Genomic DNA, 22238 nt, shown 5'->3' with positions numbered 1-22238 from the left:
GTCATGATTAAGAAAATCGGTGTGTTGACAAGCGGCGGTGATGCGCCGGGCATGAACGCGGCAATTCGTGGGGTTGTTCGTGCAGCGCTGACGGAAGGTCTGGAAGTTTTTGGTATCTATGATGGTTATCTGGGTCTGTATGAAGACCGTATGGTTCAGCTCGACCGTTACAGCGTATCTGACATGATCAACCGCGGTGGTACTTTCCTCGGTTCTGCGCGCTTCCCGGAATTCCGCGACGAACACGTGCGTGAAGTGGCTATCGAGAACATGAAAAAACGCGGCCTCGACGCACTGGTTGTTATCGGTGGTGATGGTTCGTACATGGGTGCAAAACGTCTGACTGAAATGGGCTTTCCGTGCATCGGTCTGCCTGGCACCATCGACAACGACATCAAAGGTACTGACTACACCATCGGTTACTTCACCGCCCTGGGTACCGTTGTGGAAGCGATTGACCGTCTGCGTGACACCTCTTCTTCTCACCAGCGTATCTCCATCGTTGAAGTGATGGGCCGTTACTGTGGTGACCTGACCCTGGCTGCGGCTATCGCGGGCGGTTGTGAGTTCGTCGTGGTTCCGGAAGTGGAATTCAGCCGTGAAGATCTGGTTGCAGAAATCAAAGCCGGTATCGCCAAAGGTAAGAAACACGCCATCGTTGCGATCACAGAGCATATCTGTGATGTTGATGAGCTGGCGAAGTACATCGAAGCAGAAACCAAACGCGAAACCCGCGCGACCGTTCTGGGTCACATCCAGCGTGGTGGTTCCCCGGGTCCATACGACCGTATCCTGGCTTCCCGCATGGGTGCGTACGCCATTGAACTGCTGCTGCAGGGTCACGGCGGTCGTTGCGTCGGTATTCAGAACGAAAAACTGGTTCACCATGACATCATCGACGCCATCGAAAACATGAAGCGTCCGTTCAAAGGTGACTGGCTGGACTGCGCGAAAAAACTGTACTGATCGGTGTTTGTATTGTGCCGGGTGGCGGCAAGGTAAATGCAAAACGGTAACCCCAGGGTTACCGTTTTTTATGGTTGCGCCCTCTCCCGTGGGAGAGGGTTGGGGTGAGGGCATCAGGCCACTCATCCACTTTTTTATTCCTCAAAGTTATAGCCAATCTTTTTTTATTCTTTAATCATCAATTCCGTTTCTGGCACGCTGCATTCATCAAAACACTACACATGAGAGCTGGGCGATGAATAAATGGGGCGTGGGTTTAACATTATTGCTGGCATCGACCAGCGTTCTGGCTAAGGACATCCAGTTACTGAACGTGTCATACGACCCGACGCGTGAGCTGTACGAGCAGTACAACAAAGCCTTTGCGGCACACTGGAAACAGGAAACGGGCGACAACGTGGTGGTTCGCCAGTCTCACGGCGGCTCTGGTAAGCAGGCGACCTCCGTCATCAACGGCATTGAAGCGGATGTGGTGACTCTGGCGCTGGCCTACGATGTGGACGCAATTGCCGAACGTGGCCGCATCGACAAAAACTGGATCAAACGCCTGCCGGATAACTCCGCGCCATATACCTCGACCATCGTTTTCCTGGTGCGTAAAGGCAACCCGAAACAGATCCATGACTGGAACGACCTGGTTAAACCTGGCGTATCGGTCATCACGCCGAACCCGAAAAGCTCCGGCGGCGCACGCTGGAATTACCTGGCAGCCTGGGGCTATGCCCTGCATCACAACAATGGCGATCAGGCCAAGGCTCAGGAGTTCGTTAAAGCGCTGTATAAAAACGTTGAAGTGCTCGACTCCGGCGCACGTGGCGCCACCAATACCTTCGTAGAGCGCGGCATTGGCGATGTGCTGATTGCCTGGGAAAACGAAGCCCTGCTGGCGACCAACGAGCTGGGTAAAGACAAATTCGAGATCGTGACCCCGAGCGAATCTATCCTCGCCGAGCCGACCGTTTCTGTGGTGGATAAGGTGGTCGATAAGAAAGGGACCAAAGCGGTGGCGGAAGCCTACCTGAAGTATCTCTATTCGCCAGAAGGCCAGGAAATTGCGGCGAAGAACTTCTATCGCCCACGCGATCCGGCGGTTGCGAAGAAATACGACAGCGTATTCCCGAAACTGAAGCTCTTCACCATTGATGATGAGTTTGGCGGCTGGACAAAAGCCCAGAAAGACCACTTCTCTAACGGCGGTACATTCGATCAGATCAGCAAACGCTAGGCTTTTGTAACGAACGACACGGTGACCCGGTGTGAGAAATCCGCCGGGTTTTTTATTTGGTCATCATTTTGCGTTACTCTTTGGCCTCTACTGAAAACAGGGAACGCATTGTGAAAAAAATTATCTTACTGATTCTGATTGTTATCGCCCTTGCTGCGGGTGGCGTGTACTGGATGAAAGCAGGTAATCCGAATGCGTTGCGTCACATCGTGCTGGACCAGTGTGTGCCGAATCAGATCCAGCACCGCAATCCGGCGCCGTGTGCACAGGTGAAACCTGACGCGGGCTATGTGGTGTTCAAGGATCGCAACGGTCCGCTGCAGTACTTATTGATGCCCACCTACCGCCTCAACGGCACCGAAAGTCCGCTTCTGACAAAGCCTCAAACACCGAACTTCTTCTGGCTGGCATGGCAGGCCCGTAGCTTTATGAGCATGAAGCACGGATCCGAGGTGCCAGACAGCGCAATTTCATTGACCATCAACTCACCCACGGGCCGCACGCAGAATCATTTCCATATCCACATCTCCTGCCTGCGCCCGGACGTGCGCGAGAAGCTCAATGCCGCGCAGGGGCAAATCAGCACCCAATGGCTGCCACTTCCCGGTGGACTGGAAGGACATGAATATCTCGCCCGCCGGGTGACGGAGAACGAGCTGGTGCAGCGGAGTCCGTTTATGATGCTGGCGGAAGAGCTGCCGGAAGCGCGTGACCATATGGGGCGCTTCGCGCTGGCGATGGCCCAGCAGTCTGATGGCTCGTTTGTGTTGCTGGCAACCGAACGTAATCTGCTGATGCTTAACCGCGCGTCGGCTGAGGAATTGCAGGATCATCAATGCGATATCCTGAAGTGACCCCACCATAAATAGCGTTTACTCGTCCTGCCTGTCGCCGTAGACTTGCTGAAAAAAACGACAGGAGACAGGCATGTCGCTCTGGTTAACCCACCCTCTGTTTGTGCCCTCAGCGATCGTCGGCGTCACCATTGTGTTATGGGCGACGTCGCTATTGCCGGAATTCATTACCGCGCTGCTGTTCTTCACGGCAGCGATGACCGCCAGAATTGCCCCGCCGGAGGTCATTTTTGGCGGCTTTGCTTCGTCTGCCTTCTGGCTGGTGTTCAGCGGCTTTGTGCTTGGTGTGGCAATCCGGAAAACCGGTCTGGCTGACAGGGCTGCACGGGCGCTCTCCGCCCGGCTTACTGACTCCTGGGTGCTAATGGTGGCCAGCGTGGTTCTGCTGAGTTATGCCCTGGCGTTTGTGATGCCGTCGAACATGGGGCGTATCGCGCTGCTGATGCCCATCGTGGCCGCGATGGCAAAACGTGCCGGTATTGCCGACGGGTCGCGCGCCTGGTTTGGCCTGGCGCTGGCCGTTGGTTTCGGCACCTTCCAGCTTTCGGCCACCATCCTGCCTGCCAACGTTCCCAATCTGGTGATGAGCGGCGCGGCAGAGGGATCATACGGTATTCATCTGAACTACGTGCCTTATCTGCTGCTGCACACGCCCGTGCTCGGTATTCTCAAAGGGTTGATTCTGATTGGTTTAATCTGCTGGTTATTCCCCGGCAGCCCGAAGCCGCCCAAGGATCTGGCACCCGCTGAACCGATGGGGCGAGATGAAAAACGCCTTGCCTGGCTGCTGGCGGTGGTATTGGGAATGTGGGTGACGGAGAGCTGGCACGGTGTGGGGCCGGCATGGACCGGACTTGCGGCATCGGTCATTGTGATGCTGCCACGCGTAGGTTTTATCACCGGAGAAGAGTTCTCGGCGGGGGTGAATATGCGCACCTGTATTTATGTGGCAGGCATCCTCGGTTTGGCCATTGTGGTGACGCAAACCGGTATCGGTCCGGCGGTGGGGGAGGCGTTGCTGAAGATAATGCCGCTGGACGCCGACAGACCGTTCACCAGTTTCCTGGCGCTGACCGGGATCACTACGGCACTGAACTTTATTATGACGGCTAACGGTGTTCCGGCGCTTTACACCACGCTGGCGCAAAACTTTTCGGAGGCGACGGGCTTTCCGCTATTGTCTGTCATCATGATTCAGGTGCTGGGCTATTCCACGCCGCTGCTGCCGTATCAGGCGTCGCCGATAGTGGTGGCGATGGGCTTAGGAAAGGTGCCTGCAAGGGCGGGGATGGTGCTCTGTCTGGCGCTGGCAATTGCCACGTATCTGGTGCTGCTGCCGCTGGATTATCTGTGGTTTAGCGTTTTAGGTCGTTTGTAGCGATTTTGTAGGGCGGGTAAGCGCAAGCGCCACCCGCCACAACAGCATTACGCCTGTTTAGCCGCTTCTGCCGCTTTAACGATTACCGCGAAAGCGTCAGCTTTCAGGGATGCACCGCCAACCAGCGCGCCATCGATGTCTGGCTGGGTGAACAGTTCTGCCGCGTTAGAGGCATTTACGGAACCGCCGTACTGGATGATGACCTGCTCTGCCACTTTCGCGTCGGCTTTAGCAATGTGGTCACGGATGAATTTGTGAACCGCCTGAGCCTGCGCTGGGGTTGCAGATTTGCCGGTACCGATCGCCCAGACTGGCTCGTAAGCGATAACCGCGCCTTCGAATGCTGCCGCGCCCTGCGTCTTCAGCACAGCGTCGATCTGACGTGCGCACACTTCTTCCGTTTTGCCTGCTTCGTTTTCTGCTTCGGTTTCACCGATGCACAGAACCGGGATCAGACCCTGCTCTTTCAGCACCGCAAATTTCTTCGCGATGAACTCGTCGGATTCTTTGTGGTAGGTGCGACGCTCAGAGTGGCCGATGATGATGTATTTGGCGCCGATATCTTTCAGCATTTCAGCGGAGGTTTCACCGGTGAATGCGCCAGACAGGTTAACGTCAACGTTCTGTGCGCCCAGAATGATGTGGCTGCCGTCAGCGGCACGTTTAGCCAGATCCAGGTACATATCCGGCGGAGCGATAGCAACCGCGCAGCCAGTCACGCCAGCCAGCTCTTTACGCAGGTTCGCAACCAGTTCGTTTACCATGTGGCGGCTGCCGTTCAGTTTCCAGTTACCCATCACTAAAGGATGTCGCATTTCAATTCTCCACGCTAAATAAGCGAATTAAGGAATATGGCCACCCTGACGGGCAGCATGGTCTGTGAATCAGTATAGAGATTTTCCCTCGAAAGGCTTTGCTTTTTGTCATTAATTCGCCCCTCCGAGTGTGTCAGATAGTGCCAGCTTAATCGGTTCAACAGCGAAGGTCAGGCCTTTTTCGCCGTTATCCGCCACCACATAGCGCACCGCGCCTTCGGTTTCGGTGTAATAGCGCTTGTTTTTACCCGTAACCAGCAGTTTTTGCAGCTTTTGTTGGCTCTGTTTTTTTGTCAGTGCGGGCGTAAATGCCTGCAGCACCGCGCTCATGTACTCCAGCGCCTTCGCCTTGGCGGCTTTCTGCTCTGGCCCCTGAATCGGCAGCCAGGTGATCTGCATACTTTTGATTTTTAGCGTACCGCGCTCCAGCGCAGTGGAAGCGTACAAGTTTTCGTTAATCTTGCTGGCGGCACGGGTCAGGTTTGGAGTATCGCGCGCGCCATCAATGGCGCGAAATTCATCCAGCGGCAGCGTTGGATTGGTTTTGTTAAACGTTTCACGAAACTGACTGATGGACTGATCGAACGATGGCGCACCCGCCAGGAGGTAGGGCGCGGTTGTCGGAGCAGGGGGTTCGGCGGCGTGCAGGGGGAGACCGGCGCTCAGCATCGCGAAACACAGGAAAAGAAGGTGTGCCGAATTTTTCATCAACATTGTCCCTGGCCGTAAGTGCTCATGATTAAATCGATATCTGGTCGGCTTGTCAAAAGGTCACAACTCCAGGGTAAAATGCGCACGATATGATAATAAGGAACCTTACATGACCATACAGCAGTGGTTGTTTTCATTCAAAGGGCGTATTGGACGCCGTGATTTCTGGATCTGGATGGCGACGTGGATTATCGCTATGCTGCTTCTGTTTTTTGTGGCCTATAACGCATGGCTGAGCACGCAAACCGCGGCGTTTGCGCTGGTTTGTTTACTGTGGCCAACCGCGGCCGTGGTGGTGAAACGCCTGCACGATCGCGGTCGTTCCGGTGCATGGGCTTTTCTGATTATTCTGGCGTGGATGCTGGTCGCCGGGAACTGGTCAATACTTCCGTCCATCCTCCCCTGGGTGGTGGGCAGACTGCTACCGACCATTATCTTTGTGATGATGGTTATCGATCTGGGTGCGTTCATCGGCACCCAGAGCGAAAACAAATACGGTAAAGACACTCTTGAGGTGAAATACCGCTGATCACCAGTAGTGTTCGGCGGTCATATGACCCGGTCGGCGGCGAAGGTGTTTCGTCATCTGCCGGGTATCTTTCAGAAGCTGCTGAGTGTCCCGTACCATCTGCGGGTTACCACACAGCATCACGTGGCTGGTTTCGGCACGCATCGGCAAGCCAACGGCCTCTTCCAGGGCTCCACTCTCAATTAATGCCGGCACGCGGCCGGTCAGCGAACCTGCTGCCGTTTCGCGGCTTACCACGGTCTGGATTTTCAGCTTTCCGGCATACTGCCGCTCCAGCTCCTGCATCTGCGGCAGATAGCTTAAGTCTGCGGCGTAACGCGCGGCATGCACCAGCACGATGTTTTTAAACCGCTCCAGGTCTTTGCCGTACTGCAGAATGGAGAGATAGGGGCCGATGGCCGTGCCGGTTGCCAGCATCCACAGGGTTTCGCAGTCCGGAATTTCGTCCAGCACGAAGAAACCTGCTGCGTCACTCACAATCTGGACATCATCACCGGGTTTAAGCGCCGCCAGGCGCGGGCTGAGTTTGCCGTCCGGGACGGTAACCAGATAGAACTCGAGATCCGGATTATCGGGCGCGTTGACGTACGAGTAAGCGCGCTGCACGCGTTCGCCGTCGATATCCAGCCCCAGTTTGGCAAACTGTCCGGCCGTAAACGGATGGATGGGGGCGTGCACGGTGAGACTAAATAGCGCATCGGTCCAGAATTTTATCTTAGTGACTTTACCTGTTACCCAGTCCGCCATGATCTTCTCCTGTGCTGTTTCTCGGATCTATCTTCCGTATTTGTGATGAAGATATCCAGCCCATTCGGGCTGGAAAGCTCTATCGATCAAACGGTTTTACAGAATGTGCGTCTGTACGTCCGGGTCTTTACGATCGAGATAGTGAATTGACTGAATGCGACGAATGGTGCGCGATTTACCGCGGATCAGCAGCGTTTCCGTGGTCGCCATGTTGCCTTTGCGGGTGATGCCATCCAGCAGATCGCCTTTGGTGATGCCGGTCGCGGAGAAAACAACGTTGTCGCTGCGGGCCATTTCGTGAAGTGCGAGGACTTTATTGGCTTCAATACCCATTGCCTCACAGCGCGCCAGCTCATCTTCGCCAATGCGGCGATTCTCTTCGTTGTCGCCTTTGACCTCATGACGGGGCAGCAGGCGGGCCTGCATGTCGCCATCCAGCGCGCGGATCACCGCAGCAGAGACCACGCCTTCCGGCGCGCCGCCAATACCGTACAGGACATCCACTTCACTGTCTGGCATGCAGGTCAGAATGGAGGCCGCCACGTCGCCATCCGGGATGGCAAACACGCGTACGCCCAGCTTTTGCATCTGTGCGATGGTAGCGTCGTGACGCGGTTTCGCCAGAATGGTGACGGTGAGTTCGCTCAGCGGTTTGTTCAGCGCGCTGGCGACGTTACGCAGGTTCTCTTCCAGCGGCAGGCTGAGGTCGATGGCGCCTTTCGCGCCTGGACCGACGATCAGCTTTTCCATGTACATATCCGGTGCGTTGAGGAAGCAGCCTTTATCACCCACGGCCAGCACGGCCAGCGCGTTGGCCTGACCCATCGCCGTCATGCGTGTGCCTTCGATCGGGTCGACGGCGATATCCACGGCATCGCCTTTGCCGGTACCCACTTTTTCACCGATGTAGAGCATTGGCGCTTCGTCGATCTCGCCTTCGCCGATCACAATAGTGCCGTCAATATTGACCTGATTGAGGACAATGCGCATGGCATGGACAGCCGCACCGTCGGCGGTATTTTTGTCGCCACGGCCAAGCCATTTATAGCCTGCCAGGGCAGCGGCTTCGGTAACGCGGAAAAACTCGATAGCAAGTTCACGTTTCATGAGGTACTCGTGCAATCAAAAGGAATTGCACGAAGTTTATCACAGAGTGGGGCGAGGCGAGGGGACCGGTGCAGCCGGAGCCCCTCACCCTGACCCTCTCCCCGGGGGAGAGGGAATGTATGATTACTCTTCGTGCTCTTCCCACGCCAGGGCGCGTTTCACCGCTTTCTTCCAGCCGCTGTAGCGGTAGTTACGCTCGGTGGTTTCGATGCCAGGGCGGAATTCACGTTCGATAACTGCTTTTTCCTGCAGCTCGTCCAGATTCTGCCAGAAGCCGACCGCCAGACCCGCAAGGTACGCCGCACCCAGCGCGGTCACTTCGCGCACTTCCGGGCGTTCCACGCGGGTGCCCAGAATGTCGGACTGGAACTGCATCAGGAAGTTGTTCGCGACCGCACCGCCGTCCACGCGCAGAGCGTGCAGACGGATGCCGGAGTCAGCCTGCATCGCTTCCAGTACGTCGCGCGTCTGATAGGCGATAGATTCCAGGGTGGCGCGAATAATGTGGTTAGCATTCACGCCACGCGTCAGGCCGAAAATCGCGCCGCGTGCATACGGATCCCAGTACGGTGCGCCCAGACCGGTAAACGCAGGTACCACGTACACGCCGTTGGTATCCTTCACTTTGGTGGCGAAGTACTCGGAGTCGAACGCATCGCTGATAAGCTTCATCTCGTCGCGCAGCCACTGGATGGATGCACCCGCCATGAACACCGCACCTTCCAGCGCATAGTTCACTTCACCGCGTGGGCCGCAGGCGATGGTGGTCAGCAGACCGTTTTCTGATTTCACCGCTTTCTCGCCGGTATTCATCAGCATAAAGCAGCCGGTACCGTAGGTGTTTTTCGCCATCCCTTCTTTAACGCACAGCTGGCCGAACAGCGCCGCCTGCTGGTCACCGGCGATACCGGCGATAGGAATACGCGTGCCGCCTTTACCACCGATGTTGGTCTGACCGTACACTTCAGAAGATTTACGTACTTCTGGCAGCATAGCGCGTGGAATATCCAGCGCGTCCAGCATCTTGTCATCCCACTCCAGCGTGTTGATGTTGAACAGCATGGTGCGCGAGGCGTTGGTGTAGTCCGTGACGTGGACGCGACCCTGGGTCATCTTCCAGATAAGCCAGGTATCGACGGTACCGAACAGCAGTTCGCCGCGTTTTGCACGCTCACGTGAACCTTCCACGTGGTCAAGGATCCACTTCACTTTGGTACCCGAGAAATACGGGTCAACCACCAGGCCCGTGGCGCTGCGGACGTACTCTTCCATACCGTCGCGCTTCAGCTGTTCGCAAATCTCTGACGTACGACGACACTGCCAGACGATGGCGTTATAAATTGGCTTGCCGGTTTCACGTTCCCAGACGATTGTCGTTTCACGCTGGTTGGTAATACCAATCGCGGCTATTTCGTCAGAACTGATATCGGCTTTCGCCAGCACTTCGACCAGCGTGGAGCTTTGCGATGCCCAGATCTCCATCGGGTCGTGCTCTACCCAGCCTGGACGAGGATAGATTTGCTCAAATTCACGCTGTGACACGCTGACAATGTTCGCGTCATGATCCATTACGACAGCGCGGGAGCTGGTGGTGCCCTGGTCGAGCGCAACGATATATTTTTTTTCGGTCATGGTGTAAGTCCCGTAGTCAGATTACAGCGAAGCTTTTTGTTGTGCGGTAGAAGTCGTCTCTTTCTCCTCGTCCACACAGGTGTCGCACGGTAAGTGGCGACCAATTAATTTGCGATAGCTAAACGCACCCAGCGCAGCCCCGACAACCGGCGCAAACAGCGGAACCAGGAAGTAAGGAATGTCTTTGCCACCGGTGAAGGCCACGTCGCCCCAGCCTGCGATAAAGGCGAACGCTTTTGGTCCGATATCACGCGCCGGGTTCATTGCGAAGCCGGTCAGCGGGCCCATGGATGCGCCGATCACCGCAATCAGCAGGCCAATCAGCAGAGGTGCCAGCGGGCCGCGCGGAATGCCGTTTCCGTCGTCGGTCAGCGCCAGGATAACGCCCATCAGAATAGCGGTAATCACCATTTCAACTGCGAACGCCTGCACAAAATTGATATGCGGGTTTGGATATGTAGAGAAGATACCTGCCAGATCCAGACTTTCGACGCTGCCGCGCACCATATGATGCGTCTGTTCGAAGTCGATGAAAAGATTGTAATAAAGCCCGTAAACTAACGCCGCTGCGCAAAACGCGCCGGCAAATTGAGAAATAATGAAAGGAACAACTTTGCGTCCGTCGAAGCACGCGAACAGCCACAGTGCGATGGTCACCGCCGGGTTAAGATGTGCGCCAGAAACACCTGCAGTCAGGTAGATGGCCATCGCCACACCCAGACCCCAGATAATACTGATTTCCCACTGACCAAAACTGGCACCCGCCACTTTCAGTGCAGCAACACAGCCCACTCCGAAGAATATCAACAACCCGGTACCAAGGAACTCGGCAATGCACTGGCCTTTTAAGGTTGATGTCTGACTCATAATCGGAATCCTGAAGAGATTGATGTTTATTGTTAGCATGGCCGCCCGTGACAGCCATGATGTCCTGTAGACATAGTGTTAATTTATCGTTAACGAGCAAAAACGAGAAATATCGAAATCAAAATGTGTGGTCTGTGTCAATAAAATGAGCGTTTACGCGCCATAAAGCGCATTTTTGCATCAGCGCGAGAGTGTGAGCTGAATCATTTCATTAACTAATGAGTTAACAACTTAGGGGTAATTGCCGCGAACGCACCAGGACGAGGCCGAAAAATGTTGCAAACCGCGATCTGCGCGGTGTGTCGCTGGACAGGGGCGACGGGGCTTCATACAATCGGCATAGATGTTGTGCGCGTTTACGTTAAAGCGTCGCCTTGCAATTCAGGAGAGGTAGGATCATGTCTTTAGAAGTGTTTGAGAAACTGGAATCGAAAGTACAGCAGGCGATTGACACCATCACGCTGCTGCAGATGGAAATTGAAGAGCTGAAAGAAAAGAACAACAGCCTGGCGCAAGAAGTGCAGACAGCTCAGCACGGCCGTGAAGAACTGGAGCGCGAAAACAACCAGCTGCGTGAACAGCAGAACGGCTGGCAGGAACGTCTGCAGGCACTGCTTGGACGTATGGAAGAGGTTTAATTCCCCTGGGATTGAACTGAGTAGGCCGGGTAAGGCGAAGCCGCCACCCGGCTTTTTTATGGTTATCGCGAATTGGTAATAACCATAAAAAAGGCCGCCCAAGGCGGCCTTAACGCTACTTGTCCTGCGCTGTCGTAGCAAAAGCAAAGAACACATTGGGTTCATCACTCTTCACAACGAGTACGCTGGCGACAATGAACGCGATACATAATTAGCGTTTCATTATGCGGTCCCTGCAGCTAACCGCTCCACCGTTCACCACCGGTGATAAGTCGGTGGACACAAGCCCTGGTATTAGCCTGTTTTACGGTTGTGAATACACCTTTCCCTGGACCGATGCCCATTTGCGAGATGGCGGAAAGGGACGCTGCATCATAATAAGCAGCAACCCTGGTGTTAAGGTATTCATAAAGAATTAGGATTTTATAAAGCTTCTGAGGGGTTGCCCAAGGTTTGGACGAGAGTATGATGAAGATCCTTGGTATTAGCCTGCAAGCCTTCCCAACGGACCGCGAATCCCGAGGGACAAAAAAACCGCCACATTGCTGTTGGCGGTTTTTTTATGGCGCTCGCTTACTGTTTACTACTCAATATCCAGCGGATCTTCGGAGAGGATAATGCCGGTGTTATCGGCATAGAGATGGTCGCCGGAGAAGAAGGTCACGCCGCCGAAATTGACGCGGATATCGCTTTCGCCAATGCCTTCACCTGCGGCGCCAACCGGAATGGCGGCAATCGCCTGAATGCCGATATCGAGGTCTTCGAGATCGTCCACCTGGCGTACTGAACCGTAGACCACAATGCCTTCCCATTCGTTTTGCACGGCAATTCCGGCCAGTTCTGCGTCAATCAATGCACGACGTACGGAGCCGCCGCCATCAACCAGCAGCACGCGACCACGACCGTTCTGTTCGAGCAGATCGTACAGCAACCCGTTATCCTCGAAACATTTCACCGTGATGATTTGTCCGCCAAACGAAGACCGTCCACCAAAGTTGGAGAACAGCGGTTCAACGACGTTGACATCTTCCTGGTAGATGTCACAAAGCTCGGAGGTATCGTATTTCATAGGTTTAACGCTCTGTTGCTGCGAATGTGTTCAGTATATCGTGCGAAATGCGTTGTTGGCAAAATCATCAATTGTTAATTGATATTTGTCAGTTAACTCAGCGTCTGGCTCAGGACAATCCCTATCACGAACAACAGGTTAGTGAGCAGTGCGCCTTTTACCGTGCGCTCAAGCATCGGTGGCATGGCTGCCGGGCTGAGCTCACGCATCACAAAGCGGGCCTGTTTAATCAGCAGCGGCGCGGCGAGCACAAACAGCCAGCCCCAGAGACTATGCAGCGAGATCAGGTTGAACAGTGCGAGGCAGAGCAGGGCGCCCATCAGCAGGCAGGCATGATAGCGACGCGCGTTAACCGGCCCCAGACGCACGGCCAGCGTGTTTTTGCCGTTCTCACGGTCGCTGTCGATATCGCGCAGATTGTTGATGTTAAGTACCGCCGTTGCCAGCAGACCGCAGGCGGTGGCGGGCAGGAACAGGGCAGGAATAAGCGTATGCGCCTGTAAGTACCAGCTGCCCATCACGCTCAGCCAGCCAAAAAATACCAGCACGGAAATATCACCCAGGCCGATATAACCGTAAGGGCGCGTGCCGACGGTATAGGTAATGGCGGCGATAATAGCGAGCAGGCCCAGCACCAGAAAACCAATGAAATCACTGGTGGTTTTCGAGGCGACCGTCACCAGCGCCAGGCCGGATAAACAAATCAGTACCACGGTGATAATCAACGCGCGCTTCATCTGTGCCTGCGTAATCACCCCTTTCTGCATCCCGCGCAGAGGGCCGATACGGTCAGGCTTATCGCTACCCTTAACCGCATCGCCGTAGTCGTTGGCGAGATTAGAGAGGATCTGCAACAAACCGGCGGTGACCAGCGCCAGCACGGCAACCAGCGGATTGAAATACCCCTGCCACCAGGCAAGGACGGTACCGACGATAATCGCGGCAAAGGCCAGAGGAAGGGTTTTAGGGCGCAGACTTTCGAGCCACGCCTGAGTACGGCTGATATCAGTCATAGTTATTAAGCCAAAAAAATGGGGGCATTAGCCCCCATTAAATGTGATGAGAATGCAGTAACCGCGATTATAGGATAAAACGGCTCAGATCTTCATCTGCCACTAACGCATCCAGGTGTTTACCCACATATTCTGCGTCAATGGTAATGGTTTGACCGTTCAGGTCGCTCGCATCATAAGAGATATCTTCCATCAGGCGTTCCAGCACCGTGTGCAGACGACGCGCACCGATGTTCTCGGTAGTTTCGTTGACCTGCCAGGCCGCCTGGGCGATGCGTTTGATACCGTCTTCGGTGAACTCAATGTTCACGCCTTCGGTCGCCATCAGCGCTTTGTACTGTACGGTCACAGACGCGTTTGGCTCGGTCAGGATACGTTCGAAATCTTCAGTGGTCAGCGCCTGCAGCTCAACGCGGATAGGCAGACGACCCTGCAGTTCCGGGATCAGGTCAGACGGGCTGGCAATCTGGAACGCACCGGACGCGATAAACAGGATGTGGTCCGTTTTAACCATGCCGTGCTTGGTGGAGACGGTGCAACCTTCTACCAGCGGCAGCAGGTCGCGCTGCACGCCTTCACGGGAGACGTCCGGGCCGGACGCGTTACCGCGCTTACAGATCTTATCGATTTCGTCGATAAACACGATACCGTGCTGCTCAACCGCGTCGATCGCATCCTGCTTCAGCTCTTCCGGGTTCACCAGCTTTGCTGCTTCTTCTTCAATCAGCAGCTTCATCGCATCTTTGATTTTCAGCTTACGCGCTTTCTGTTTCTGACCGCCCAGGTTCTGGAACATGGACTGCAGCTGGCTGGTCATCTCCTCCATGCCAGGAGGTGCCATGATTTCCACACCCATTGGCGCGGCGGCGAGATCGATCTCAATCTCTTTGTCATCCAGCTGGCCTTCGCGCAGCTTTTTGCGGAATGCCTGACGTGCCGCAGAAGGTTCAGCCTGCTGTTCAGCCTGACCCCAGTTGTTTTTCGCCGGCGGGATCAGCACGTCAAGAATACGCTCTTCAGCCATCTCTTCCGCGCGATAGCGGTTTTTCTCGATCGCCTGAACGCGAACCATCTTGATTGCCGAGTCGGTCAGATCGCGGATGATAGAGTCAACTTCTTTACCTACATAGCCCACTTCGGTGAATTTAGTGGCTTCAACTTTGATGAACGGCGCGTTAGCCAGTTTCGCCAGACGGCGAGCGATTTCGGTTTTACCGACACCGGTTGGGCCGATCATCAGAATGTTTTTTGGCGTCACTTCATGGCGCAGCTCTTCGTCGAGCTGCATGCGGCGCCAGCGGTTACGCAGAGCAATAGCCACGGAACGCTTGGCGTTATCCTGGCCGATAATATGTTTGTCCAGTTCGCTGACAATTTCGCGTGGGGTCATTTCAGACATGGGAGATCCTTACGCTTTAGAGGTCAATTCTTCGATGGTGTGGTTGTGGTTGGTATAGATGCAGATATCACCCGCAATATCCAACGCCTTCACAGCGATATCACGCGCATTCATGTCGGTATTCTCCAACAGTGCGCGAGCCGCAGCCTGGGCATAAGGGCCGCCAGAGCCGATGGCAATCAGGTCGTTTTCTGGCTGAATGACGTCACCGTTACCGGTGATGATCAGCGATGCGGTTTCATCGGCCACGGCCAGCAGCGCTTCGAGTTTGCGCAGCATGCGGTCGGTTCGCCAGTCTTTCGCCAGCTCAACGGCGGCTTTCACCAGATGACCCTGGTGCATTTCCAGTTTACGTTCAAACAGTTCAAACAGCGTGAAAGCATCAGCCGTGCCGCCTGCAAAACCGGCGATCACTTTGTCGTTGTATAAACGACGGACTTTTTTCACGTTGCCTTTCATTACGGTATTACCCAGCGTGGCCTGGCCATCACCGGCGATTACCACGTGGCCGTTACGGCGTACACTTACTATTGTTGTCACGAGCAGACCCCCTGGTTACAGAATCGGGAAACAGAAGCCCTGAGCCTGTGCTCAGGGCTGAATAGAAAGATAGATGGGGGGGAATTTGGGGGTTTCAACCCCCGGAAGCAAGTCGGATGCAGTTTGTGTGACCGGCGACTTTCAAACGAGAAATGGTGCCATCGGCATTTTCTTTGCCTTTGACCGGGCCAATCACCACGCGATTCCAGCCGTTATTGGTGGTAATGCGCGAGTCAAATCCTTCAAATGCCAGCTGAGCGCGGACCGTTTCGGCCTGCTCGGCACCTTTGAACGAACCGCACTGCACCATCCAGCGGCGTTCGTCTTTCTTCTCAGCCGTCTGCTTCGGTGCCTCGGTCTCTTTGGTGACCGGTGCGGCCTGCTGTGTTTTCGGCTGCTGCGCGGTGGTATGCGCAGGCGTCTGCAGCAGATCCTGATACGGTTGAGCCGTTTGCTTCTGCGTCTGGGCCTTTGGCTGCTGAGCAGGCTGAGACTGCGCCGTTCGCGTTTGCGGCTGCTGGTACGGCTGTTCCGTCACGCGCGGCTGCGCTTTAGGCTGCTGTACCGGCTGGTTTTGCGTCCACTGCTGCTGTTGTTGTTGCTGCTGAATCTGTGCCTGACGCTGGCGCTGCAGTTGCAGTGTTTGCTGACGCTGCGCCGGCGTTTGTTCATTCCACGGCACTTCATTCAGCTGCGTAGGCTGCTGGCGCATATCGGCCTGCATCTGTGCCAGCAACTGACGCTGTTCGTCCGTTAGCTGATCGGCATTTTTCACCTCGCCACCGGCGGATGGCTCGGTCGGCGCACGCACGCCAGGCTGACGGCTTTCCAGCTCTTTAATATAGCGCCAGCGCTCTTCAGGCTTCGGTGGCAGACCATTTCCAACCACTTTGTTGCCCTGAAGGGCTTCAGCCTCTTCTTTTTTATGATGCGTGATAAAGTACAGGCCGCCGATGAAGGCCACCAGTACCGCCGCAGCAATAGCGACCATTGCTGGCGAGACAGCAGGCAGGTTACGTTGCTTTTTCTTTGCGCTACTCTTTTTGCGTCGCGAAGGTGCCGGCTGGCCGCGACGTACATAATCTCGTTGTGCCACTATCGTTTCGCTGTATTTATTCGTTCGTCAGTCCGCCATGTTACTTAAGCGGCGGGGCTTTGACCAGATAAGGGTGTCCTAAAGACATTTACTTTAAGTCAATGCCTGGGTAGAACCACGAATAATCAGTTCGCAGTCCAGCAACCTCGATCCGCTGCTAACTGTTTGACCCTGCAACTGATCGAGCAAAAGAAGCATCGCTTCACGGCCAATGTCGTAGCGTGGCTGCGAAACGGTTGAGAGCGGGGGATCGCAAAATTCTGAAAGCGAAATATTATCGAAACCGATAATCGACAAATCTTTCGGTATGCGCAGGCCGCGGCGTTTCGCATACGATAATGCCCCCAGCGCCATCACGTCGCTGTGGCAGAACACTGCGGTAGGCGGCTCAGGCAATGCCAGTAGTTTTTCCAGCGCCTGACCACCGGCTTCGAAGGAAAAATTACCGCGCGCAATGTAGTGCGGATCAACCGTCACGCCGGTTCGGCGAAGCGCCTGAACATAGCCCTGCAGGCGATAGTGACACAGCGGCATCTCTTCTGGCCCGGCAATGCAGCCAATCCGTTTATGCCCCAGCTCCTGCAGGTAGTTAACGGCGTTGAACGCGGCGGTCAGGTTATCAATATGCACCGTTGGCAGTTCCAGCTCCGGCGCAAACTCGTTGGCCATCACCATCGGCGGTAAATTGCGCTGCTCTTCAATGCTGGCATCAAACGGCAGGCGCGAACCAAGCAGCAGCATGCCGTCGATCTGCTTGGTGATAATGAGGTCGATAAAGGTTTTTTCCTGCTGATTCTGGTGCGCGCAGTCGCCAATGAGCACCAGATACCCTTGCTCCGCAGCGGTCACTTCGATGCCGCGAATAATTTCGCTGAAGAAGGGATCGCAGATGTCCGGCACAATCACCAGGATGGTCCGCGACTCATTACGTTTAACGTTACGCCCCATCGCCTGTGGGAAATACCCCACTTCCAGCGCGGCCTGTTCTACCCGGTTGCGGGTCGCCTGAGAGACTTTATCCGGGTTCATTAATGCGCGGGACACGGTTGCCGTAGAGACTTGTGCTTTCTGGGCAACGTCTTTCATGGTCGCCGTGGCAACCTCTTTCCTGGACTTCAACGTCTTCTCCTCGCCTGAACACCGAACTTCTGACGCCACCATTTTTACAGATAGTTAATGGAATCGGTTACAGAATTTTCATAAAAAGTGTGAGGGACGTTAAATTTTTCGATCCGGCTTCAGCCTTCGATGGGATCAACGTCAAGCACCCACTTCACTTTGCGCGCTTCTGGCAGGGTGTTGATCAAGGCCAGCGTGCCGCTGACGATGTGCTGTAAACGGATGCGCGAAGGGTGTTGCAGCAAAATCTGCCAGCGAAAACGTCCGCCGCGCTTGGGGGCCAGCGCCGGAACCGGCCCTAAAATCCACAGTTGATTATCAACCAGCGGGCTGGCCTGCAGAAGGTTCCTCAACTGCTGCAGGAAAAGCGGCGCCTGCTGGTTGTTATGATCTTCCGCGCGGATGATCACGTGGCTGGTCCACGGGGGAAGCTGCATGGTCTGGCGTTCAGCCAGCGCCTGCTCGGCAAAGGCGTCATAGCCTTTATGCAGCAGGGTTTGCAGCAACGGATGCTCAGGATGGTGCGTTTGCAGTACCACTTCGCCCTGTTTCCCGGCGCGTCCCGCGCGTCCGGCCACCTGGGTATAAAGCTGGGCAAAACGCTCGGCTGAGCGGAAATCGGCAGAGAACAGTGCGCCATCGACATCCAGCAGGGCAACTAGCGTCACGTCCGGGAAGTGATGACCTTTAGCCAGCATCTGGGTGCCAATCAGGATGCGCGCGCCACCGCGATGCACTTCTGCCAGCTGCTGTTCCAGCGCCCCTTTACGGCTGGTGGTGTCCCTGTCGATTCGGGAAATGGGCACATCCGGGAAGAACGGCTCCAGGGCCTGTTCCAGTTGTTCAGTGCCCAGACCGACCGGCACGATGTGCGTTGACCCGCATGATGGACACTGACGCGGCACCGGGCGCTGGCTGTCGCAGTGGTGGCAGCGCAAATGGCGCTGGGCCTGATGGAAGGTGTAGTAGTGGTCGCAGCGCGGGCATTCTGCGATCCAGCCGCAGTCGTGACACAGCAGTGCCGGGGCAAAGCCGCGTCTGTTGAGGAACAAAATAACCTGATTGCCCGCCTGCAAATGCTGACGCATCCGGGTGATAAGGGCAGGTGCTAACCCCGCCTGCACCTGCTGACCTTTCAGATCCAGCACGTGTTGAATGGCCGGACGCGCATTCCCCGCGCGACGCGTCAGGCGCAGCATATGGTATTTACGCTGACGAACATTATGCAGCGTTTCGAGCGCCGGGGTAGCAGAGCCCAGAATAATGGGGATTTGCTCGCTGTGCGCGCGATAGACGGCCAGATCGCGGGCGTGATACCGCCAGCCTTCCTGCTGCTTATAAGAGCTGTCGTGTTCTTCATCAATGACGATGACGCCAAGATTTTTGAACGGTGTAAACAGTGATGAACGGGTGCCAATCACGATCGCCGCTTCGCCGTTTTTCGCTTTCAGCCAGGCGCTGAGGCGTTCGCTGTCATTCAGGCCAGAGTGCAGCACCTCAACCGGCGCATTAAACCGCTCGCGAAAGCGCGCGATGGTTTGCGGCGTCAGGCCAATTTCCGGCACCATCACCAGCGCCTGTTTGCCCTGCGCGAGCACGTTTTCCAGCACACTGAGATAGACTTCTGTCTTGCCAGAACCGGTGACCCCGGCCAGTAGCCAGGCGGAGAAATGGCCGGAGGCACTGTGGATCGCCCCCACGGCGGTGGCCTGCTCGGTGTTCAGGCGCAGGCGATCGCCCGAGACGGAAAATCGCTCCCGCCAGTCATACAGGGCCGGAGCCTCGCTTGCCAGTTCGCTCAGCCCTTTTTTTCTTAGTGCCTGGAGCGCGGTTTCGCTGACTTCCATCTCATCGACCTGATGGCGCCAGATTTTCCCCTGACGCAGGGCGGCCAGCGCCTGCTGTTGTTTCTGGGAGCGCTTCAGGCTGTTAATGTCCACCGCCTGGCCCTGTTCGGTCGCAAACCAGTACCACATTGGCGCGTGGCTGGCGCTTTTGCCCTGGCGCAGCATAATCGGTAAAGCGTGGAACAGAACATCGCCAATCGGATGATGATAATAATCCGCCGCCCATAGTAGCAGTCGCCAGGTGCTGGTGGAGTAAACGGGCTCGCTGTCGAGCACCTCAACGACCGATTTCAGTTCGTTAAGCGGCAATTCGCTCTTGTCGCTGACGGAGACGACGATCCCTACGCGCTGCTGTTTGCCAAAGGGCACGGTCACGCGACAGCCCGCTTTAACGCTCATGCTGTCGGGCAGCAGATAGTCAAACGTGCGGGGAAGCGGAACGGGCAGGGCAACGTGAGCGACGGGCATCGAATCTTCCTGACTTGAAAAGTGGCGCGTTAGTATACACATTAGTGAAAGCGGCGTGCGGATCAGTTTGCATACGTTGGTCAAATTCTGTATGATTCGCCGCCTTTGGTGTACTTTACGCCAAAGAACTTACATTCAACATCGCGTGGTGTCTGGCGTTAGGGCTGGAAGAGCGACGCGGCCTTAACTGAGGTTCTCCCATGAAAAAAGATATTCACCCGAAATACGAAATGATTACTGCAAACTGCTCTTGCGGTAACTCTATCCAGATCCGCTCTACCGTGGGTCACGATCTGAACCTGGACGTGTGCGGCAAATGCCACCCGTTCTACACTGGTAAGCAGCGTGACGTTGCAACCGGTGGCCGTGTTGACCGCTTCAACAAGCGTTTCAGCATCCCGGGCGCTAAATAAGTTTCCCGAAAAAAAGGCACCGCAAGGTGCCTTTTTTGTATCCGCTTATCAGTATTCCCACGTCTCCGGGTCGATACCCAGTTCACGCATGATCACCTTCGCCTCTTCCGGGATTTCGTCGCTACGCTCTTTGCGCAGGTCGTCATCGTTCGGCAACGGTTGGCCGGTAAACGCATGCAGAAACGCTTCGCACAGCAGTTCGCTGTTGGTTGCGTGGCGCAGGTTGTTCACCTGACGACGCGTACGTTCATCGGTGAGGATCTTCAACACCTTCAGAGGAATGGAAACCGTAATTTTCTTTACTTGCTCACTCTTCTTACCGTGCTCAGCGTATGGGCTGATATATTCGCCGCTCCATTCAGCCATGAGATACCTTTAATCCTCTCAGTCATTAATCTAAAGGTGCAAAACCTGTAACCGTCGGTTTTGAACCGTAAACCTGCGTAGTTTACCGTAGAGACGATACCGTGGCACGGATATTGCCGCTGCAGCGTGCACTAAAGCATATAATTTTAACGGCTATTTGCGCATTGCTCAATCTATACGCAAAGAAGTTTAGATGTCCAGATGTATTGACGTCCATACTTTCAATGTTTACTCTGGTGCCTGACTTTTCACCTAATTAGCCAGGAAGCCTTCACCATGACGCGTAAACAGGCCACCATCGCAGTGCGTAGCGGATTGAATGATGACGAGCAGTACGGCTGTGTTGTCCCGCCGATTCATCTTTCCAGTACCTATAATTTCACCGGATTTAATGAACCCCGTGCGCATGACTACTCGCGTCGTGGCAACCCTACGCGTGATGTTACCCAGCGCGCGCTGGCGGAACTGGAAGGTGGCGCAGGGGCAGTATTAACCAATACCGGTATGTCTGCCATTCATCTGGTGACTACCGTGTTCCTGAAGCCGGGCGATCTGCTGGTTGCGCCGCACGACTGTTACGGCGGCAGCTATCGTCTGTTTGATAGCCTGGCAAAACGCGGCTGTTACCGGGTACTGTTTGTCGATCAAAATGACGAACAGGCGCTGAAACAGGCGCTGGCAGAGAAGCCGAAGCTGGTGCTGGTGGAAAGTCCAAGTAATCCATTGTTGCGCGTTGTCGATATTGCGAAAATTTGTCAGCTCACAAGGGATGCGGGAGCGATAAGTGTAGTGGATAATACGTTCCTCAGTCCGGCCCTTCAGAACCCACTGGCGCTGGGTGCAGATCTGGTATTGCATTCATGCACTAAATATCTGAACGGTCATTCTGATGTCGTCGCAGGCGTGGTGATTGCAAAAGATCCCGACGTTGTCACCGAACTGGCATGGTGGGCCAATAACATTGGCGTCACCGCCGGGGCCTTCGACAGCTATCTGCTGTTACGCGGGATTCGCACGCTGTCGCCGCGTATGGAGGTGGCACAGCGCAATGCCCAGGCGATTGTCGATTTCCTGAAAACGCAGCCGCTGGTGAAGAAGCTTTATCACCCGTCGCTGCCTGAAAACCAGGGGCACGAGATTGCCGCGCGTCAGCAGAAAGGGTTTGGCGCGATGTTAAGTTTTGAACTGGACGGTGACGAGCAAACGCTGCGTCGCTTCCTGAGCGGGCTGTCATTGTTTACGCTGGCGGAATCGTTAGGTGGGGTTGAAAGTTTGATCTCCCACGCCGCAACCATGACGCACGCAGGTATGGCACCAGAGGCACGTGCCGCCGCCGGGATTTCTGAGACGCTGCTGCGGATCTCAACCGGTATTGAAGATTCTGAAGATTTAATTGCCGATCTGGAAAATGGCTTCCGGGTCGCAGCCAAGGGGTAATC

22 protein-coding genes are annotated in these 22238 nt (G+C 55.3%); 8 read left to right on the top strand and 14 right to left on the bottom strand.

The genetic code is table 11. From position 1 onward, the window contains the following. The first annotated feature begins 3 nt into the window (after positions 1-3). The 4 genes from pfkA to ACQG22_RS23115 all read left to right on the top strand — a co-directional run bounded on the left by pfkA (position 4) and on the right by ACQG22_RS23115 (position 4423). Positions 4-966: a 6-phosphofructokinase gene (gene pfkA / locus ACQG22_RS23130; RefSeq protein WP_013099327.1), complete on the top strand. Its 963-nt coding sequence runs from the start codon at positions 4-6 to the stop codon at positions 964-966. Between the two features lie 235 nt (positions 967-1201). Then, positions 1202-2191: a sulfate ABC transporter substrate-binding protein gene (locus tag ACQG22_RS23125; RefSeq protein WP_013099326.1), complete on the top strand. Its 990-nt coding sequence runs from the start codon at positions 1202-1204 to the stop codon at positions 2189-2191. 110 nt (positions 2192-2301) lie between these two features. Next, positions 2302-3045: a CDP-diacylglycerol diphosphatase gene (locus ACQG22_RS23120; RefSeq protein WP_102751769.1), complete on the top strand. Its 744-nt coding sequence runs from the start codon at positions 2302-2304 to the stop codon at positions 3043-3045. A 73-nt stretch (positions 3046-3118) separates the two neighbouring features. Continuing rightward, the gene (locus tag ACQG22_RS23115) at positions 3119-4423 is read left to right on the top strand and encodes an SLC13 family permease (protein WP_102751770.1); all 1305 of its coding nucleotides are present in this window, start codon (positions 3119-3121) and stop codon (positions 4421-4423) included. 47 nt (positions 4424-4470) lie between these two features. Here ACQG22_RS23115 and tpiA read toward each other — a convergent pair whose 3' ends face one another. Then, positions 4471-5238, bottom strand: coding sequence for a triose-phosphate isomerase (gene tpiA, locus ACQG22_RS23110; RefSeq protein ID WP_003862019.1), 768 nt, complete (start codon positions 5236-5238; stop codon positions 4471-4473). Between the two features lie 111 nt (positions 5239-5349). Further along, positions 5350-5946 carry a DUF1454 family protein gene (locus ACQG22_RS23105; protein ID WP_013099322.1) on the bottom strand — a complete coding sequence of 199 codons (597 nt, stop codon included), beginning with the start codon at positions 5944-5946 and terminating at the stop codon, positions 5350-5352. 112 nt (positions 5947-6058) lie between these two features. On the opposite strand from ACQG22_RS23105, the gene ACQG22_RS23100 reads away from it, so the two are divergent. Next, positions 6059-6478, top strand: a complete 420-nt coding sequence (locus ACQG22_RS23100) for a DUF805 domain-containing protein (RefSeq protein WP_020686904.1) — start codon at positions 6059-6061, stop codon at positions 6476-6478. Here the strand turns inward: ACQG22_RS23100 and fpr are convergent, their stop codons facing one another. The 4 genes from fpr to ACQG22_RS23080 form a co-directional block, all read right to left on the bottom strand. Next, positions 6479-7225, bottom strand: coding sequence for a ferredoxin--NADP(+) reductase (gene fpr, locus ACQG22_RS23095; RefSeq protein WP_013099320.1), 747 nt, complete (start codon positions 7223-7225; stop codon positions 6479-6481). Between the two features lie 96 nt (positions 7226-7321). After that, entirely contained in the window at positions 7322-8332 is a 1011-nt protein-coding gene (gene glpX / locus ACQG22_RS23090; protein ID WP_369706734.1) for a class II fructose-bisphosphatase, read from the bottom strand. 123 nt (positions 8333-8455) lie between these two features. Next, entirely contained in the window at positions 8456-9964 is a 1509-nt protein-coding gene (glpK, locus tag ACQG22_RS23085) for a glycerol kinase GlpK (RefSeq protein WP_038420817.1), read from the bottom strand. Between the two features lie 21 nt (positions 9965-9985). Next, positions 9986-10831, bottom strand: coding sequence for an MIP/aquaporin family protein (locus ACQG22_RS23080; protein WP_013099317.1), 846 nt, complete (start codon positions 10829-10831; stop codon positions 9986-9988). A 398-nt stretch (positions 10832-11229) separates the two neighbouring features. Here ACQG22_RS23080 and zapB point away from each other — a divergent pair, with 398 nt between their 5' ends. Then, positions 11230-11469 (top strand): septal ring assembly protein ZapB, encoded by a 240-nt coding sequence (gene zapB, locus ACQG22_RS23075; protein WP_013099316.1) that lies wholly within the window; start codon positions 11230-11232, stop codon positions 11467-11469. Between the two features lie 583 nt (positions 11470-12052). Here the strand turns inward: zapB and rraA are convergent. From rraA to priA, 7 genes are all read right to left on the bottom strand, one after another. Further along, complete coding sequence (gene rraA, locus ACQG22_RS23070) at positions 12053-12538, bottom strand: ribonuclease E activity regulator RraA (RefSeq protein ID WP_013099315.1); 486 nt, start codon at positions 12536-12538, stop codon at positions 12053-12055. Between the two features lie 92 nt (positions 12539-12630). Then, positions 12631-13551 (bottom strand): 1,4-dihydroxy-2-naphthoate polyprenyltransferase, encoded by a 921-nt coding sequence (gene menA, locus ACQG22_RS23065; RefSeq protein WP_013099314.1) that lies wholly within the window; start codon positions 13549-13551, stop codon positions 12631-12633. A gap of 67 nt (positions 13552-13618) precedes the next feature. After that, positions 13619-14950 (bottom strand): HslU--HslV peptidase ATPase subunit, encoded by a 1332-nt coding sequence (gene hslU, locus ACQG22_RS23060; protein WP_013099313.1) that lies wholly within the window; start codon positions 14948-14950, stop codon positions 13619-13621. A 9-nt stretch (positions 14951-14959) separates the two neighbouring features. Next, complete coding sequence (gene hslV, locus ACQG22_RS23055) at positions 14960-15490, bottom strand: ATP-dependent protease subunit HslV (protein ID WP_008501802.1); 531 nt, start codon at positions 15488-15490, stop codon at positions 14960-14962. Positions 15491-15584: 94 nt separating this feature from the next. Continuing rightward, positions 15585-16586, bottom strand: a complete 1002-nt coding sequence (ftsN, locus tag ACQG22_RS23050) for a cell division protein FtsN (protein WP_028028089.1) — start codon at positions 16584-16586, stop codon at positions 15585-15587. Positions 16587-16679: 93 nt separating this feature from the next. Then, positions 16680-17705: a DNA-binding transcriptional regulator CytR gene (gene cytR / locus ACQG22_RS23045; RefSeq protein WP_013099311.1), complete on the bottom strand. Its 1026-nt coding sequence runs from the start codon at positions 17703-17705 to the stop codon at positions 16680-16682. A gap of 119 nt (positions 17706-17824) precedes the next feature. Beyond that, the gene (priA, locus tag ACQG22_RS23040; protein ID WP_020686910.1) at positions 17825-20020 is read right to left on the bottom strand and encodes a primosomal protein N'; all 2196 of its coding nucleotides are present in this window, start codon (positions 20018-20020) and stop codon (positions 17825-17827) included. Positions 20021-20220: 200 nt separating this feature from the next. Here priA and rpmE point away from each other — a divergent pair, with 200 nt between their 5' ends. After that, the gene (rpmE, locus tag ACQG22_RS23035) at positions 20221-20433 is read left to right on the top strand and encodes a 50S ribosomal protein L31 (RefSeq protein WP_003862040.1); all 213 of its coding nucleotides are present in this window, start codon (positions 20221-20223) and stop codon (positions 20431-20433) included. Between the two features lie 48 nt (positions 20434-20481). Here rpmE and metJ read toward each other — a convergent pair whose 3' ends face one another. Further along, a complete protein-coding gene (gene metJ, locus ACQG22_RS23030; protein WP_003862042.1) occupies positions 20482-20799 on the bottom strand; it encodes a met regulon transcriptional regulator MetJ in 318 nt (105 codons plus the stop codon). Positions 20800-21075: 276 nt separating this feature from the next. Between metJ and metB the strand changes: the two genes are divergently transcribed. Further along, positions 21076-22236 (top strand): cystathionine gamma-synthase, encoded by a 1161-nt coding sequence (metB, locus tag ACQG22_RS23025; RefSeq protein WP_013099309.1) that lies wholly within the window; start codon positions 21076-21078, stop codon positions 22234-22236. The last annotated feature ends 2 nt before the right edge of the window (positions 22237-22238 follow it).

The sequence above is a fragment of the Enterobacter cloacae complex sp. 309I3 genome (assembly GCF_050031595.1).
Classification (GTDB): domain Bacteria; phylum Pseudomonadota; class Gammaproteobacteria; order Enterobacterales; family Enterobacteriaceae; genus Enterobacter; species Enterobacter cloacae.
Note: the sequence above shows the minus strand (reverse complement) of the source record. Positions and strands in the feature narration are given on the sequence as shown.